This window comes from Kitasatospora sp. NPDC059812 (assembly GCF_042732075.1).
Lineage (GTDB): Bacteria > Actinomycetota > Actinomycetes > Streptomycetales > Streptomycetaceae > Kitasatospora.
The window spans coordinates 1-16826 of record NZ_JBHWIO010000131.1 but is presented as its reverse complement, the minus strand read 5'-3'; the positions used below and the strand labels follow the sequence as shown (position 1 = coordinate 16826).

The 16826-nt window shown below is 72.5% G+C and carries 13 protein-coding genes; 5 read left to right on the top strand and 8 right to left on the bottom strand.

What is annotated here, in order from left to right; translation table 11 throughout:
• Window positions 1-201: 201 nt before the first annotated feature.
• On the top strand, window positions 202-1014 hold the full coding sequence (locus ACFV6D_RS36850) for an LAGLIDADG family homing endonuclease (protein ID WP_380563080.1): 813 nt from the start codon (window positions 202-204) through the stop codon (window positions 1012-1014).
• A 38-nt stretch (window positions 1015-1052) separates the two neighbouring features.
• Here the strand turns inward: ACFV6D_RS36850 and ACFV6D_RS36845 are convergent, their stop codons facing one another.
• The 3 genes from ACFV6D_RS36845 to ACFV6D_RS36835 form a co-directional block, all read right to left on the bottom strand.
• Window positions 1053-2246 carry an RtcB family protein gene (locus ACFV6D_RS36845; RefSeq protein ID WP_380426789.1) on the bottom strand — a complete coding sequence of 398 codons (1194 nt, stop codon included), beginning with the start codon at window positions 2244-2246 and terminating at the stop codon, window positions 1053-1055.
• Window positions 2247-2561: 315 nt separating this feature from the next.
• Entirely contained in the window at window positions 2562-3926 is a 1365-nt protein-coding gene (locus tag ACFV6D_RS36840) for a M16 family metallopeptidase (protein ID WP_380492015.1), read from the bottom strand.
• Window positions 3927-3946: 20 nt separating this feature from the next.
• Window positions 3947-5308, bottom strand: a complete 1362-nt coding sequence (locus ACFV6D_RS36835) for a pitrilysin family protein (RefSeq protein ID WP_063349371.1) — start codon at window positions 5306-5308, stop codon at window positions 3947-3949.
• 250 nt (window positions 5309-5558) lie between these two features.
• Between ACFV6D_RS36835 and ACFV6D_RS36830 the strand changes: the two genes are divergently transcribed.
• Complete coding sequence (locus ACFV6D_RS36830; protein WP_380563078.1) at window positions 5559-8009, top strand: DNA topoisomerase (ATP-hydrolyzing) subunit A; 2451 nt, start codon at window positions 5559-5561, stop codon at window positions 8007-8009.
• Between the two features lie 95 nt (window positions 8010-8104).
• The gene (locus tag ACFV6D_RS36825; protein ID WP_380563076.1) at window positions 8105-9007 is read left to right on the top strand and encodes a sucrase ferredoxin; all 903 of its coding nucleotides are present in this window, start codon (window positions 8105-8107) and stop codon (window positions 9005-9007) included.
• 160 nt (window positions 9008-9167) lie between these two features.
• On the opposite strand, the gene ACFV6D_RS36820 is transcribed toward ACFV6D_RS36825, so the two are convergent.
• The 3 genes from ACFV6D_RS36820 to ACFV6D_RS36810 all read right to left on the bottom strand — a co-directional run bounded on the left by ACFV6D_RS36820 (window position 9168) and on the right by ACFV6D_RS36810 (window position 12059).
• Window positions 9168-10244, bottom strand: coding sequence for an ABC transporter substrate-binding protein (locus ACFV6D_RS36820; protein ID WP_380492005.1), 1077 nt, complete (start codon window positions 10242-10244; stop codon window positions 9168-9170).
• Window positions 10245-10369: 125 nt separating this feature from the next.
• The gene (locus ACFV6D_RS36815; protein ID WP_063349367.1) at window positions 10370-11245 is read right to left on the bottom strand and encodes an ABC transporter permease; all 876 of its coding nucleotides are present in this window, start codon (window positions 11243-11245) and stop codon (window positions 10370-10372) included.
• Window positions 11235-12059: an ABC transporter ATP-binding protein gene (locus ACFV6D_RS36810; protein WP_063349366.1), complete on the bottom strand. Its 825-nt coding sequence runs from the start codon at window positions 12057-12059 to the stop codon at window positions 11235-11237. The genes ACFV6D_RS36815 and ACFV6D_RS36810 overlap by 11 nt, the downstream gene beginning before the upstream one ends.
• A gap of 220 nt (window positions 12060-12279) precedes the next feature.
• On the opposite strand from ACFV6D_RS36810, the gene ACFV6D_RS36805 reads away from it, so the two are divergent.
• The gene (locus tag ACFV6D_RS36805; RefSeq protein WP_380563074.1) at window positions 12280-13875 is read left to right on the top strand and encodes an ATP-binding protein; all 1596 of its coding nucleotides are present in this window, start codon (window positions 12280-12282) and stop codon (window positions 13873-13875) included.
• Window positions 13875-14564, top strand: a complete 690-nt coding sequence (locus ACFV6D_RS36800; RefSeq protein WP_063349364.1) for a response regulator — start codon at window positions 13875-13877, stop codon at window positions 14562-14564. Before ACFV6D_RS36805 ends, ACFV6D_RS36800 begins: the two co-directional genes overlap by 1 nt.
• A gap of 67 nt (window positions 14565-14631) precedes the next feature.
• On the opposite strand, the gene ACFV6D_RS36795 is transcribed toward ACFV6D_RS36800, so the two are convergent.
• Together ACFV6D_RS36795 and ACFV6D_RS36790 are read right to left on the bottom strand one after the other, a co-directional pair.
• Window positions 14632-16344: a cation acetate symporter gene (locus tag ACFV6D_RS36795; RefSeq protein ID WP_063351411.1), complete on the bottom strand. Its 1713-nt coding sequence runs from the start codon at window positions 16342-16344 to the stop codon at window positions 14632-14634.
• 32 nt (window positions 16345-16376) lie between these two features.
• The gene (locus tag ACFV6D_RS36790) at window positions 16377-16679 is read right to left on the bottom strand and encodes a DUF485 domain-containing protein (RefSeq protein ID WP_380434281.1); all 303 of its coding nucleotides are present in this window, start codon (window positions 16677-16679) and stop codon (window positions 16377-16379) included.
• Window positions 16680-16826: the final 147 nt, after the last annotated feature.

The following is a 16826-nucleotide window of genomic DNA, read 5'->3' as shown; positions in this document are numbered from 1 at the left end:
TCCCCCCCCCCCCCCCCCCCCCCCCGCCCGCCCGCCCCCCCCCCCCCCCCCCGCCCGCCCCACCCCCCCCCCCCCCCCCCCCCGCCCCCCCCCCCCCCCCGCCCCCCGCTTCTGTTCGCGGAATCGATCGCATCCACACCATTGAGCGAACTGGCGAGCGATCGCGCTCCTTCGGCGATCGATCGCACAGATGCTCACCGCATGACATTCTTCGACCTCGAACGATCCGAGCACGCCTACATGTTCGCCTTCCTCCAGGCGGACGGACACCTCACCGAGCAGTCCCGCAACCGCGGCCGGCTCTCCGTGGAACTCTCCGCGCGCGACGCGCCCATCCTGGAGGAGTTCCAGCGGCTCTGCCCGTACAACAGCAGCATCCGGTACCGGACGCGCAGCACGAACTTCAAAGCGGAGCACACCTCGGCGATGTGGACCGTCTGCGCCCGCGAATTCCGCGAGGAACTGCGGGACCTCGGCCTGCCGGTGGGGCGGAAGTCCGAGATCATCGCACCGCCGACGGTGCCGTTCTCCGAGCGCGACTACCTGCGCGGCCTCATCGACGCCGACGGCTCGGTGGGCCTCACGTCCAAGGAACTGCCCTTCGTCGGCCTGGCCACCAAGAGCGACGCGACAGCCGTCTTCACTGCCCTCTATGCAGAACGCCTCTGCGGAGCCCGGCGCAAGCTCAACCGCAACAAACGCGACAACATCTACAACATCCTCTTCCTCAACGAGGCCGCCGTGGCCCTGGCCACCGACCTCTACTACCCGGGCTGCCTGGCGCTGCTCCGCAAGCAGGCCGGTGCCGATCGAGTCAGCGGGTGGGTTCGTCCATCGACCATGGGATTCGCACCCCCTCGGCGCAGCTGGACCCCGGAGGAGGACGAGGTGATCCTCACCGCACCAAGCATGGAGACGGCCTCCGCGCACTTGGGGCGAACGCTCAAGAGCTGCAAGGTCCGTCACTGGCGACTTGTCGGCCCCAAACGTCCGAGAGTCTTTCCGCAGCGGTGAAGGCGGCCCCCGGCTTCGTCGGAGGCCGCCTCATTCGATCACCCCTTGACGCAGACGACCTGCATGAGGTGGGCGATCGGCTCGACGAGATCGGTCTGCTGTGCCATGACTTTCTCGATCGACTTGTACGCGCCCGGGATCTCGTCCACGACGCCGCTGTCCTTGCGGCACTCCACGCCCTTGGTCTGCTCCACCAAGTCCTGCGTGGAGAACCGCTTCTTCGCCGCGCTGCGGCTCATCTTGCGGCCGGCACCGTGCGAGGCCGAGTTGAACGACGCCTCGTTGCCCAGCCCGCGCACGATGTACGAACCGGTGGCCATGGACCCCGGGATGATGCCGTAGTCGCCGGTCCGGGCGCGAATCGCGCCCTTGCGGGTCACCAGCAGGTCCTGGCCGTCGTACCGCTCCTCCGCCACGTAGTTGTGGTGGCAGCTGATCTCGTCCTCGAAGGTCACCTGCGCCTTCGGGAGCTCGCGGCGTACGACGTCCTTGAAGAGAGCCATCATGATCGAGCGGTTGTGCAGCGCGTATTCCTGCGCCCAGAACAGGTCCTGCCGGTAGGCCGCCATCTGCGGGGTCTCCGAGATGAACACCGCGAGGTCACGGTCGATCAGCCCCTGGTTGTGCGGCAGCGACCGGGCCACACCCATGTGGTACTCGGCCAGTTCCTTGCCGATTCCACGAGAACCGGAGTGCAGCGTCAGCCAAACACTTTTCTTATCATCGACACATAGTTCAATGTGGTGATTCCCTCCCCCGAGCGTCCCCATCTGCTGCATCGCCCGCTCGCGGCGCCACTTGACCTCCCCGGCCACGCCGTCGAAGCGGTGCCAGAAGTCGTCCCAGCCCGCCGTCCGGAGGCCGTGCAGCTTGGTGGGGTCGACGGGGTCGGTGTGGAGGCCGCGGCCGACCGGGATGGCCTGCTCGATCTTGGAGCGGAGGCGGGACAGGTCGTCGGGGAGGTCCTCGGCGGTGAGGGAGGTCTTCACCGCGCTCATGCCGCAGCCGATGTCGACGCCGACCGCCGCCGGGCAGACGGCGCCCTTCATGGCGATGACGGAGCCGACGGTCGCGCCCTTGCCCAGGTGGACGTCGGGCATCACGGCGAGGCCGTGCAGCCAGGGCAGGGAGCTGATGTTGCGCAGCTGCTGCAGGGCCTGGCCCTCGACGGTGGCCGGGTCGGTCCACATCCGGATCGGGACCCGGATTCCGGGCACCTCGGTGTACGTCATGGTTGAACGACCTCCAGCGGTCGGGTGGTTCGGGGAAGGGGGTGCCGCGCGAAGAAGCCCGGTGCGGCTCGGGGAAGTTCGGGGGTGGGGCTCAGGCGCCCTGGGCACAGGGGGAGGACGGCCTTGGGGAGCGTCGGCGTATGGCTCGCTCGACCCGCATGGTGACCGCCTCCCTTCGTTCGTCGTCGTTCGTCGTCGTTCGTCCGTCTGTGCCGGGGATATCTATCCACGGAACGCCGCTGGCCCGCAACGGATTTAACAACGCGACGGCCCGGCGGAGCGGGTGCTCCACCGGGCCGCACGGGAACCGCGGGGTCAGCTGACGACGGTGACCTCGCCGATGCCGAGGGCCCGCACGTCGTCGGCGATGACGGAGGCGTCGCCGACCAGCACGGTGACCAGGCGGTCCGGCGGGAAGGCGGCGACGACGGCCTCGGTGGCGGCGGCGGTGGGCAGTTCGGCGAGCTGCCGGTAGACCTCGGCCTGGTAGTCGTCCGCGAGGTACTGCTCGACCTGGTCGGCCAGAGTGCCGGCGACCGAGCCCGCGGTCTCGTACTTCAGCGGGGCGACGCCGACCAGGAACTGCACGGCCTCGTCGCGCTCGGCGTCGGTGAGGCCCTCGGCGGCGAGGGTGCGCAGGATGGTCCAGGTGTCGGCGAGCGCCGGGGCGGTGGAGGCGGTGTCCACCGAGCCGCTGATGGCGAGCAGCGAGCGGCCGCTGCCGTCGGCGGCGGAGCGCAGCGGCTGGGCGAAGGAGCGGACGCCGTAGGTGTAGCCCTTCTCCTCCCGCAGGACGCGGTCGAGGCGGGAGGTGAGGGTGCCGCCGAGGCAGTAGGTGCCGAGGATCTGGGCGGCCCAGAGGGGGTCGTGGCGGTCGGGGCCGATGCGGCCGATGAGGAGTTGGGTCTGGACGGAGCCGGGGCGGTCGACGATGACGACGCGGCCGCGGTCGTCGGCGGTGACGGGGGCGTGGGCGGAGGGTTCGGCCGTGTTGCCGGTCCAGGCGCCGAGGGTGCTCTCCAGGAGGGCGGGCAGGTCGGTGCCGGTGAGGTCGCCGACCACGACGACGGTGGCGGTGGCGGGGCGCACGTGGGCGTCGTAGAAGGCCTTGACGGCGGCCCGGTCGATGGCCTTGACCGTGTCGGCGGTGCCGCTGCGGGGCCGGGAGAGGCGGTCGGCGCCGTCGAAGAGCTCGGCGTAGAGGGCCTTGGCGGCGCGCCGCGCGGGGTTGGCCTGCTCGTGGACGATCTCGTCGAGGCGGTTGGCGACGAGGCGCTCGATCTCGTCCTCGGGGAGGGCGGGGGCGCGCAGGGCGTCGGCGAGCAGGGAGAGGCCGCGCTGCAGGCGGGAGGCGGGGACCTCCAGGGAGACGCGGATGCAGGGGTGGTCGGCGTGGGCGTCGAGGGTGGCGCCGGCGCGTTCGAGTTCGGCGGCGTACTCCTCGGCGGTGAGGGTATCGGTGCCTTCGCTGAGGGCGCGGGCGAGGATGGCGGCGATGCCGTCGAGGCCGTCGGGTTCGGCGGCGAGCGGGGCGTCGAGGAGGACCTCGACGGCGACGAGCTGCTGGCCGGGCCGGTGGCAGTGCAGGACGGTGATGCCGTTGCCGAGGGCGGCGCGCTCGGGGGCGGGGAAGGCCCAGGGGCCGGGGGTGCCGGGCTCGGGCTGGGGGTGGAACGTCATGGCGGGGACGTAGTCGGTGCTCATGCGGCGGCACCCTCCTCATCGGTGGCGGCGGGGGCGTCGGTGTCGTCGGCCGTGGTGGGCTCGTAGACGAGGACGGCCCGGTTGTCGGGGTGGAGCCGGGCCTTGGCGACGGCCTGGACCTCCTCGGCGGTGATGTCGAGGACCTTGGGGAGGGCGTCGTTCAGGAGCTTGGGGTCACCGAACAGGACGGCGTAGCGGCAGAGTTCGTCGGCGCGGCCGGCGACGGTGGTGAGCCGGTCGAGCCATTCGCGCTCGATCTGGGCCTGGGCCCGTTCGAGTTCCTCGGGGGTGGGGCCTTCGGCGGCGAAACGGGCGAGTTCCTCGTCGACGGCGGCGTCGATCTGCTCGATGGTGGCGTCGCCGGAGGTCTTGACGTCGAGCCAGCCGAGGCTGGGGGCGCCGGCGAGGCGGAGCAGGCCGAAGCCGGCGGCGACGGCGGTGCGGTCGCGGCGGACGAGCCGGTTGTAGAGGCGGCTGGACTCGCCGCTGCCGAGGATGGTGAGGGCGAGGTCGGCGGCGTCGGCGTCGCGGGTGCCGTCGTGCGGGAGGCGGTAGGCGGCCATCAGGGCGCGGGAGGGGACGTCCTCGTGGACGTGCTCGCGCAGTTCGCTGCCGATGGTGTCGGGGAGTTCGCCGGAGCGCGGCGGCTGCTTGCCGTCGTGGGAGGGGATGCTGCCGAAGTACTTCTCGACCCAGGCGATGGTCTGCTCGGGGTCGATGTCGCCGACGACGGTGAGGACGGCGTTGTTGGGCGCGTAGTAGGTGCGGAAGAACGCGCGGGCGTCGTCGAGGGTGGCGGCGTCGAGGTCGGCCATGGAGCCGATCGGGGTGTGGTGGTACGGGTGGCCGTCGGGGAACGAGAGCGCGGTGAGCTTCTCGAAGGCGGTGCCGTAGGGGACGTTGTCGTAGCGCTGGCGGCGCTCGTTCTTGACGACGTCGCGCTGGTTCTCCATGGACGTCTCGTCGAGGGCGGCGAGCAGCGAGCCCATGCGGTCGGCCTCCAGCCAGAGGGCGAGCTCCAGCTGGTGGGCGGGCATGGTCTCGAAGTAGTTGGTGCGCTCGAAGCTGGTGGTGCCGTTGAGCGAGCCGCCGGCGCCCTGGACGAGCTCGAAGTGCCCGTTGTTGGAGACGTTGGCGGAGCCCTGGAACATGAGGTGCTCGAAGAGGTGGGCGAGGCCGGTGCGGCCCTTGACCTCATGCCGGGAGCCCACGTCGTACCAGAGGCAGACCGCGGCGACCGGGGTGAGGTGGTCCTCGGAGAGGACGACGCGCAGGCCGTTGGCCAGGCGGTGCTCGGTGATGGCGATGGCAGCGCCATGTCCTCCGGTGGAGGCGGATGCGGGGGCCGGGTTGGCCATGCGCTCGGGTCCTTCCCGTCGTCGATGTCGGGGTTCGTGTGGCGTCCCCCATTGTGGTGCAACGCGCGGGGGGCGTGTTCGTGTCCCGCGCAGACGGGGCGTTCGCCAGGGGCGGAAGAGGGGCGCTGGCCGGGAGTGTCGGCGCGAGGGTCCACAATGGGGGCGCCGAGCCCTGTTGACGGGGGTCGGTGGATGGACGTCAGAGACTGACCGAGACACAGCAAGCGAGACGTAAGGGAGCCCCGCCGCGATGGCCCGCCGCAGTTCGCAGACCCCGCCGCCCGGAGACTTCGAGGAGCGGATCCTCGATGTCGACGTCGTGGACGAGATGCAGGGCTCCTTCCTGGAGTACGCCTACTCGGTGATCTACTCGCGTGCGCTTCCGGACGCGCGGGACGGTCTGAAGCCGGTGCACCGCCGGATCCTGTACCAGGCCAACGAGATGGGCCTGCGGCCGGACCGCGCGCACGTGAAGTGCGCCCGTGTGGTGGGCGAGGTGATGGGCCGGCTGCACCCGCACGGCGACGCGTCGATCTACGACTCGGTCGTCCGGATGGCGCAGCCGTTCTCGATGCGGCTGCCGCTGATCGACGGGCACGGGAACTTCGGTTCGCTGGGCAACGACGACCCGCCGGCGGCGATGCGCTACACGGAGTCGCGGCTGACGGCGGCGTCGATGGCGATGGTGGAGTCGATCCACGAGGACACCGTCGACTTCGGTCCGAACTACGACGGCAGCGAGCAGGAGCCGTTGGCGCTGCCGGCGGCGTTCCCGAACCTGCTGGTGAACGGCGCGACGGGCATCGCGGTCGGCATGGCGACGAACATGCCGCCGCACAACCTGTCCGAGGTGGTGGCGGCGGCCCGGCACCTGATCAAGCACCCGACCGCGGACCTGGACACGCTGATGCGGTTCGTGCCCGGTCCGGACCTGCCGACGGGCGGGCGGATCGTGGGCCTGTCGGGGATCCGGGACGCGTACGAGTCGGGCCGCGGCACGTTCAAGATCCGGGCGACCACGACGGTGGAGGCGGTGACGGCGCGCCGCAAGGGCATCGTGGTGACCGAGCTGCCGTACAACGTCGGCCCGGAGAAGGTCATTTCGAAGATCAAGGACCTGGTCAACGCGAAGAAGCTGCAGGGCATCGCGGACGTCAAGGACCTGACCGACCGCGAGCACGGGCTGCGGCTGGTGATCGAGGTGAAGAACGGCTTCGTGCCGGAGGCGCTGCTGGAGCAGCTGTACAAGCTGACGCCGATGGAGGAGACCTTCGGCATCAACAACGTGGCGCTGGTGGACGGCCAGCCGCTGACGCTGGGGCTGAAGGAGCTGCTGGAGGTCTACGTCGACCACCGGTTCACCGTGGTGCGGCGGCGCAGCGACTTCCGCCGGCGCAAGCGGGAGGAGCGGCTGCACCTGGTCGACGGTCTGCTGGTCGCGCTGCTCGACATCGACGAGGTCATCGCGATCATCCGGTCGAGTGACAACGCGGGGCAGGCGAAGGAGCGCCTGATGGAGCGCTTCTCGCTGTCGGACACGCAGACGGCGTACATCCTGGACACTCCGCTGCGGCGGCTGACCCGGTTCGACCGGGTGGAGCTGGAGCAGGAGAAGGCGAAGCTGAACGCGGAGATCGCGGAGCTGACCGAGATCCTGGACTCCGACTCCCGGCTGCGCAGCGTGGTGTCGTCCGAACTCGGCGCGGTGGCGAAGCAGTTCGGGACGGAGCGGCGGACGGTGCTGCTGGAGGCGGGGGCGGCGCCGTCGGCGGCGCTGTCAGTGCCGCTGGAGGTGGCGGACGACCCGTGCCGGGTGCTGCTGTCGTCGACGGGCCTGCTGGCGCGGACGGCGGACGGGGAGCCGTTCGAGCTGTCGGAGAAGCGCTCGAAGCACGACGTGATCGTGTCGGCGGTGCCGGCGACGGCGCGGGCGGACGTGGGTGTGGTGACGTCGGCGGGCCGGGTGCTGCGGCTGCCGGTGATCGATCTGCCGGCACTGCCGCCGACGCCGTCGCCGACGCTGGCCGGCGGGGCCGCGGTGGGCGAGTTCCTGCGGCTGGAGGCCGGGGAGCGGGCGCTGGCGCTGACCACGTTGGACGAGTCCTCGCCGGGGCTGGCGCTGGGCACGGTGCAGGGCGTGGTGAAGCGGGTGGTGCCGGAGTGGCCGGCGAACAAGGACGAGTTCGAGGTGATCACCCTCAAGGAGGGTGACGAGCTGGTGGGCGCGGTCGAACTGCGCACCGGCGAGGAGGACTTGGTCTTCATCGCTTCGGACGCGCAGCTGCTGCGCTATCCGGCGGGCCAGGTGCGCCCGCAGGGCCGTCCGGCGGGCGGCATGGCGGGGATCAAGCTGTCCGACGGGGCGCGGGTGCTGTCGTTCACGGCGGTGGATCCGGCGTCGGACGCGGTGGTGGTCTCGGTGGCGGGGGCGTCGGGGACGCTGGCCGGCGAGGAGCAGACGTCGTGGAAGGTGACGCCGTTCGAGCAGTACCCGCGCAAGGGCCGGGCGACGGGCGGCGTGCGCTGCCAGCGGTTCCTGCGCGGCGAGGACGGTCTGACGTTCGCCTGGGCGGGCGTGGCCCCGGCCCGGGCGGCGTCCGACAAGGGCGCGCCGGTGGACCTGCCGGAGCGCGACCCGCGCCGTGACGGTTCGGGCACGCCGGTGACGGCGCCGATCGCGGTGGTGGCCGGGCCGGCGTAGGGCGCAGGCGTGGTGGAGGAGGGGTGCCGGAGCCGTCCGGCACCCCTCCTCCGTCGTTCGGGGACGCGGCGGGTGCCGAGGGTAGCCTTGCCCGGGTGAGCACCTGTGCGACGTTGTCGCGTGAACTGTCGGAGCCGCTGTCCGCCACCGCCGCGGTGGCGACCACCTGGCTGCTGGTGGAGCAGAACGGGCCGTGGGGCGCGAAGGCACTCGGGGAGAGTCACCTGGACCCGGCGACGGGGCGGGCGCTGGACGCGGCCGCGGCGGGCACCGGGGTGCGGGTGGCGCTGATCCGGCGGCCGGGGCGGCACGCGGACTGCCTGCCGACGGCGCGGCACGAGGTGGTCGTGGCGCACACGGTGCCGGGTCGCGGCTGGGTGCGCCGGGCGGAGGTGGCCGATCCGGCGGAGCTGCTGGAGCTGGACTTCGCGGCGCTGGGCGTCGGCGACCACGGCGGTTTCGGGGTGGAGCACGTCGGCGGCCCGTTGGCGCTGGTGTGCACCAACGGGCGGCGGGACCGCTGTTGCGCGCTGCTGGGCCGCCCGTTGGCGGCGGAGCTGGCGGCGGCCGGGCACAGCGAGGTGTGGGAGGTGACGCACCTGGGCGGGCACCGCTTCTCCCCCACGATGCTGGTGCTGCCGTACGGCTACGCGTACGGGCGGCTGACGGCGGAGGCGGCCAAGGAGGTGCTGGCGGCGACGGCGGCCGGGCACATGGTGCCGGCCTGGTCGCGGGGCTGTTCGGGCTGGGAGCGTCCGGGTCAGGCGGCCGAGCACGCGGTGCGGCTGGCGACCGGGGAGACCGGGGTGGACGCGCTGACGCTGTCCCAGCGGCCGGACGGCGCGGGCCGTTGGCTGGTCTCGGTGCTGCACCAGGACGGCCGGGCCTGGGAGGTGGACGTGATCGAGGCGGTGAGCGAGCCGGCGCGTCCGGAGAGCTGCGGCAAGGCGGCGGGGACGCCGTCGCGGATGGACGTGCTCTCGGTGCGGGGCCGGTAGCGGGCCGGTAGCGGGACGGCAGCGCGCCGGCAGGGTCTTCAGCAGGTCGGGAGCGCGGGCGGCCCCGCGCCCGTGGGGGTGAGCGCGGGACCGGAGCGCGTGGGCGGCCCCGCGCCTGCTGTCCACGGAGGTGCGCGGGGCCGTCACGTCGGGTGTCGGCTCAGCCGGTGACGGCCTTGCCGACGAACTCGGTGGTGTAGGTGCGGGAGAGGTCGATGGTGCCCTCCTTGCCCTTGACGTCCGGGTGGAAGGCGGCGAGGACGGCGAGGACGGTCTTGGGGCCGTCGGCCGGCATCACCCCGTCGGTGGTGAACATCGGCAGGGTCGCCTTGATCGCGGCCGCGTACTGCTCGGCGCCGCCCTGCGCGTAGTCGGCGGGCATCTTCGCGGCGATCTCCTCGGGGCTGTGCGTGGACATCCACTTGAGGGTCTTGACGAAGGCGTTGGCGAGCTTCTGGGTGGTGTCCTTGTTCTTCTCCACCCAGTCGGTGTTCATGTAGAGCGAGGACGACGGGTAGAGGCCGCCGAGGGCGTCGCGGGAGCCCTCGGGGGTGCGCATGTCGTAGAGGATCTTGCCGAGGCCCTTGTCGAGGACGTTGGCGACGGTCGGGTCGGTGGTCATCCCGCCGTCGATGCTGCCCTGTTGGAGCGCGGCGATGAAGGTCTGGCCCGCGCCGACCGCGATCGGGCTGAACTCGCTGACGGCGGTGCCGTTCTTGACGGCGAGGTACTTGGTGAGGAAGTCGGTGGAGGAACCGATGCTGGTGACGCCGAGCTTCTTGCCCTTGAAGTCGGCGCCGGACTTGATGGCGTCGGCCTGCTTGGTGGAGACGAGTTCGACCTCGCCGGGGGCCTGGGAGAACTGCACCACGGACTCGACGATCTTGCCCTTGGCCTGGAGGTCGATGGTGTGGTCGTAGAAGCCGACGGCGCCCTGGACGTCGCCGGCGAGCAGCGCGGTGGTGGCGTTGACGCCGGCGGGCTCGCTCATCAGCTCGACGTTGACGCCGGCGTCGGCGAAGAAGCCGAGCCGCTGGGTGAGCATCGCGGGCAGGTAGATGACCTTGTCCAGGCCACCGACCATGATCTTGACCTTGGGCCCGTCGACCTGCCGGCCGGCCGGGGCGGCGGCGCCGTGGGTGGTCGTGGCGGCGTCGTTGGCGCAGGCGGCGAGCGGGAGGAGCAGGACGGCGGCGAGGGCGGCCGCGGTGGATCTGCCGATCGGGTTCGGGCGCATGGGTGGGGGGTGCCTCTCTCTGCGAGGGGGGATCAGCGGCACAAGGGGGTTCAGCGGCGCGGGGGGTTCGCGACGCAGGAGCGTGGGGGTTCAGCGACGCAGGACGGTTCAGCGACGCAGGGGATTCAGCGGCCGTCGCCCGCGTCGGCGGGCTTCCAGCGGAACAGCTTCTTCTCGGCGAAGGTCAGCAGCCCCTCGGTGAGCAGCGCCACGACGGCGAGGATGGTCATGGCGGCGTACACGCCGGCCGCGTTGAAGGTGCCCTGGGCGGCGGCGACGAGCAGCCCGAGGCCCTTGGTGGCGCCGATGTACTCGCCGACGATGGCCCCGATCAGGGCGAAGCCGAAGCTGACGTGCAGGCTGGTGAAGATCCAGGTGGTGGCGGCGGGGATGACCACCTGGAGGGTGACCTTGCGACCGTCGGCGCCGAGGATGCGGGCGTTGGAGACGAGGTTGCGGTCCACCTCGCGGGCGCCTTGGAAGGCGTTGAAGAACACCGGGAAGAACACCAGGACGACGGCGGAGGCGACCTTGGAGGCCGGGCCGAGGCCGAACCAGATCAGGAAGATCGGGGCGAGCACGATCCGCGGGATCGCGTTGAGCACCTTGATGTAGGGCCCGAACACGTCGGCCAGGAAGCGGACCCGGCCGAGCGCGATGCCGAGCAGCACACCGCAGATGACGCCGATCACCCAGCCGGTGAGGGCCTCGTAGAGGGTGTAGCCGATCTGTTCGCCGAGCGAGCCCTGCGCGGTGCCGTGGGTGATCCACTGCCAGATCTGGTCCCAGATCTTCGACGGCTGCGAGAAGTTGAACGGGTCGATGACGTCGGTGCGGGCGCAGACCTCCCACAGTCCGAGGAAGGCGACCAGGACCGCGACCCGGGCCCCGTAGACGGTCAGCCTCCGATTGCGGGCGGCCCGTTCGCGGGCCTCGGTACGGCTGGCGGGGGCGGCCGCCGGGGGCTTGTCGGCGACGGCCGACGCGGTCTCAAGCGGCACGACCCGCTCCTCTCTCCCGGGTGATGCGCACCTCTTCGCCGAGCGAGGCCCAGATCTCGCGGTACAGCTCGACGAACCTCGGTTCCAGCCGGACGGCCTCCACGGTGCGCGGTCGTGGCAGGTCGACGGTGAAGATCTCCTTGACGGTGGCCGGTCCGGCCGTCATGACGACGACCCGGTCGGCGAGCGCGATGGCCTCGTCCAGGTCGTGGGTGACGAAGACGACCGACGCGGCGTTCCCGGAGGACCTGGTCCCGGCCCACAGCTCCAGCAGCTGGTCGGACATCAGGGCGCGGGTCTGCACGTCCAGCGCCGAGAACGGCTCGTCCATCAGCAGGATGTCCGGGTCGTTGACGAAGGTCTGGGCGAGCGCGACGCGCTTGCGCATGCCGCCGGACAGCTGGTGCGGGTAGCGGTCCTCGAAGGCGGCAAGGCCGACGCGGCCCAGCCAGTCCCGGGCCCGTTCCCTGGCCTCGGCGGTGGGCACGCCGCGGAAACGCGGCCCGGCCATCACGTTGGACAGGACGGTGCGCCAGGGGAAGACGGCGTCCTGCTGGAAGACGAAACCGACCTTGGGGTGGATCCCGCGGACCGGCTCGCCGTCCACCCGGACCTCGCCCTCGGTGGGCTCCTCCAGGCCGCTGACCAGGGTCAGCGTGGTGGACTTGCCGCAGCCGGTGGGCCCGACGACGGCGACGAACTCGCCTTGGGCGACGGTCAGATCGAGATCACGGACGGCGGTGTGCAGGGCCCCGGACGGGGTGCGGAACCGTTTCGTCGCGCCAGTCAGCTCGATCGCCGGGGTTGTGCTCATTCAATCCTCCCGGGTCTGTGCTTGCCCCGGAAAGGTAGGAGCGGGCGGGGCCCGGACGGGAGCCTTCTCGGCGTACTGCGGTTTCTCCGCATTGAGGGGTGTTCTGCTCCTTTTGCTTCCGCTACAACTGCGGGGACGCGGCTGACAGAAACACGCCGGAAACGTAGGGTGTCCCGACCCTGACGTACCCGCCCCCCACAGCCGCCGAGAGGAGGCCCGGATGAAGCTGCCCCGCTGGCCCCGCCGGGTCTTCGCGCAACTGCTGCTGAGCCAGACCGTCGTCACCGTCGGTGTCACCACCGTGACCACCGGCCTGTTCCTGGCCCCGGTCAGCAGCGAGCTGGACCACGACGCGATGCAGCGGGCGCTGTCGATCGCCCAGGCCACCGCCACCGACGAGGCGATCGCCCGAGCGGCCGACGCCCGGGACTCGGCGACCGCGCAGCGCAACGCCGAGCAGATCCGGCTGGCCACCGGCGCGAGCTTCGTGGTGGTCACCGACCTGGACGGGATCCGGCTCTCGCACACCGACCCGGAGCGGATCGGCCACCGGGTCAGCACCGACCCGGAGCCGGCGCTCAGCGGGCTCAGCGTCACCGCGATGCAGCAGGGCACGCTGGGCCGCACCGCGCGCGGCAAGGTGCCGCTGCGGGTCGCGGACGGCCGGATCGTCGGCGAGGTGTCGGTGGGCATCAGCGACGACTCGATCCGCCGCCGGCTGCTGAAGATGCTCACCGGGATCCTGCTGTGCGCGGGCGCGGGCCTGGCCGCGGGGACGGTCGCCACGCTGGCGCTGGCCCGGCGGCTGAAGCGCCGCACCCACAACATCGCGCTGGCCGACATCTCGGCGCTGCTGGTGGAGCGGGAGGCGATGCTGCACGGCATCCGCGAGGGCATGGTGGCGCTGGACGAGCGCGGCCGGATCCGGCTGGCCAACGACGAGGCGGTGCGGCTGCTCGGCCTGCCGGAGGACTGCACCGGGCGGCCGATCGACGCGGTGCTGCCGCCGGGCCGGCTGGCGGACGTGCTGACCGGGCGGATCACCGGCGCCGACCTGCCGGCGGTCCGGGACGACCGGATGCTGGTGGTCAACCGGATGAGCACGGCCGAGGGCGGCGCGGTCGTGACACTCCGCGACCGGACCGAACTGGAGTCGCTGGTCCGGGAGTTGGACACCACCCGCAGCCTGACCGAGGCGCTGCGCGCCCAGGACCACGAGCACGCCAACCGGATGCACACCCTGCTGGGCCTGCTGGAGCTGGGCCGCCACGAGCAGGCGGTGGCGTTCATCTCGGAGCAGTCCGGTTCTCACGCGGTGGTCGCGGCGCGGATCGCCGAGCAGGTGCAGGATCCGCACGTCGCGGCGCTGCTGGCGGGCAAGACGGCGGTGGCGGGCGAGCGCGGGGTGCGGCTGCTGCTGGCCCCGGCGGCGCACCTGCCGGACGCGGTGGTGGACGCGCGGGCGCTGGTGACGGTGCTCGGCAATCTGATCGACAACGCGGTGGACGCGCTCGCGGCGGGTGGGGGCGGCCGGCTGGAGGTGACGCTGGCGGCGGCTGGCTCCACGCTGCTGCTGCAGGTCGCGGACAGCGGCCCGGGCGTGCCGGAGGAACTGCGCGAGCAGGTCTTCGAGGAGGGGTGGACCAGCAAGGACGCGCCCGCGCACCGTCCGCGCGGGCTGGGGCTGGCGATGGTGCGGCGGCTGGTCGAACGGACCGGCGGCCGGATCGTGCTCGACGCGGGACCGCTCGGCGGCGCCCGGTTCACGGTCGAGCTGCCCGAGGCCCTGCTCACCCCTCAGCTCGTGGAGGCCTGATGATCGACGTACTCGTGGTGGACGACGACTTCCGGGTCGCGGACGTGCACGCCGCGTACGTGGCCAAGGTGCCGGGCTTCCGGGTGACCGGCACCGCGCACTCGGCCGGGGAGGCGCTGGCCGCGCTGGAGCGCCGCCCGGTGGACCTGCTGCTGCTCGACCACCACCTGCCGGACGAGACCGGCCTGGCGTTGGTGCGCCGGCTGCGGGAGCGGCAGGTGGCCTGCGACGTGATGATGGTGACGGCCGCCCGGGACGTGTCGACGGTGCACGCCGCGATGCAGCACGGCGCGCTGCAGTACCTGGTCAAGCCGTTCACCTTCGCCGGCCTGCGGGACAAGCTGGTCGCGTACGCGCAGCTGCGGCACGCGCTGGCCGGCCCGGCGGCCCGGGAGGCCGGCCAGGACGAGGTGGACCGGCTGTTCGCCACCCTGCGCAGCGCCGCCGCCCCGGCCGGCCCGCTGCCGAAGGGGCACTCGGCGCCCACCACCGACCTGGTGCTGGGGGTGCTGCGCCAGGCGGGCCGCCCGCTGTCCGCGCAGGAGGTCGCGGACGCCACCGGGCTGAGCCGCTCGACGGCGCAGCGCTACCTCAAGCAGTTGGAGCGGGACAGCCGGCTGCGGCTGACCCTGCGCTACGGCGACACCGGCCGCCCCGAGCACCGCTACGGCCTGGCGGTCCGGGCCTGACACCACGCCCGGACGTGGGGGAACCCCGGCGGCCCCAGGCCCGCCGGGGTTCCCCGGGGCGCGGCGCTCAGGCCGCACCCGCACCGGTGAGGGCGCGCACCTCCAGCTCGGCGAAGCGGTCCGCGTCGGCCGGCTCGGGCGAGGTGATCGTCCCGATCCAGCCGGCCAGGAAGCCGAGCGGGATGGAGATGATGCCGGGGTTCTCCAGCGGGAACCAGTGGAAGTCAACGCCGGGGAAGAGCGCCACCTTGGTGCCGGAGACCACCGGGGAGAAGACGACCAGCACGATCGCCGGGACCAGCCCGCCGTACACCGACCAGACCGCGCCTCGGGCGGTGAACCGCGACCAGAACAGGCTGTACAGCAGGACGGGCAGGTTGCTGGAGGCGGCCACCGCGAAGGCCAGGCCGACCAGGAAGGCGACGTTCAGCTGCTGGGCGTAGAGGCTGATCGCGATCGCGGCCGCGCCGATCCCGACGGCCGCGAACCGTGCCACCCAGACCTCCTGGCGCTCGCTGGCCTCGCCCGTCGGCTCGGCCTCCGCCGGGTCCCCCGCCTCCCCCGGCCGGGAGGCCGGGACGGCGGCGCGCCGCCGGAAGGGGCGCCGTCGCGGCCGGCCGCGCCAGGCGCCGGCCCAGATGTCGTGGGCGAAGGCCGCCGAGGAGGCCAGGGTGAGCCCGGCGACCACGGCGAGGATGGTGGCGAAGGCGATCGCCGAGATCAGCGCGAACAGCACCACCCCGCCAGTGCTGCCGTTGCCGCCGCCGAGCACCAGGGCGAGCAGCGGGACGGCGGTGTTCCCGGCCGAGTTGGCGTGCCGCACCTCCGCCGAGCCGACCAGCGCGGTCGCGCCCAGGCCGAGCGCGATGGCCATCAGGTAGAAGCCGCCGACCAGGCCGATCGCCCACATCGTGGAGCGGCGGGCGGCCCGCGCGGTGGGCACGGTGTAGAAGCGGGACAGGATGTGCGGCAGTCCGGCGGTGCCGAGCACCAGGGCGAGGCCCAGGCTGAAGAAGTCGAGCCGGCTGGTGAAGGTGGCGCCGTACTTGAGGCCGGGTTCGAGGTAGCGCCGCCCGGCGCCGCTGTGCTGGGCGGCCTGGCGCATCAGCTCGCCGACGTCGCCGTGGAAGCGGACCATCAGCAGCACGGTGAGCAGCACCGAGCCGGCGATCAGCAGGAAGGCCTTGACGATCTGGATCCAGGTGGTGGCCCGCATCCCGCCGATCGTGACGTAGACGATCATCAGTCCGCCGACGGCGACGATGGTCCAGGTCCGGGCCTGGGCGCTGTTGGTGCCGAGCAGCAGGGCGACCAGCGAGCCCGCGCCGACCATCTGGGCGACCAGGTAGAGCAGGGTGACGACGACGCTGGCGCCCCCGGCCGCGGCCCGGACCTTGCGGCGGCGCAGCCGCAGGGCGAGCACGTCGGCGAGGGTGTACCGGCCGGCGTTGCGGACCAGTTCGGCGACCAGCATCAGCACCACCAGCCAGGCGACCAGGAAGCCGATGCTGTAGAGCACGCCGTCGTAGCCGTACAGCGCGATCAGCCCGGCGACGCCGAGGAAGGAGGCGGCGGAGAGGTAGTCGCCGGAGAGCGCGAAGCCGTTCTGGAGCGGGGTGAAGTCCCGGCCGCCGGCGTAGAAGTCCTCGGTGGCGCTGCCCCGGCGGCCGACCCAGAGGGTGATCGCCAGGGTGACCAGGACGACGACGGCGAACAGCGCGATCGCGAGGTCGTGGTGGTCGCCGGTGGGGGCGACGGGGGGCGGGGTGGCGGTCGTCATCGCGGTTGTCACCGCGGTCGTGATCGTGGTCGTCATCGCAGCTGGTCCTGGGTGTCCCAGCGCAGGCCCAGGGCGGCGCGGTCGCGCTTGGTCCGGGCGTTGCGGGCGTAGAGCCAGGTGAGCAGGAAGGTGGAGGCGAACTGCAGCAGGCCGAGCAGCCAGGCCACGTTGAGCGGGCCGGCCACCTGACTGCGCATCAGGCCGGGGGCGGCGGCCTGCGCGGCGACGTACATCAGGAACCAGCCGAGGAAGGCGCCGCTGACCGGGAAGACGAACGACCGGTAGCTGCGGCGGATGTCCTGGAAGGCGTCGCTGCGCTGGACGGCCCGGTACACCTCGGTGCTGTCGGTGGCGGGCGCCAGGGCCCGGGGGGCGGGGGGCGGGGGGGCGGGCGGGGGGGGGGGGGGGGGGGGGCGCCGGGGGGGGGGCCCGGGGGGCCCCCCCGCGGGCCGGGGGGGTTTACAGAGATCGAGGGGGGGGGC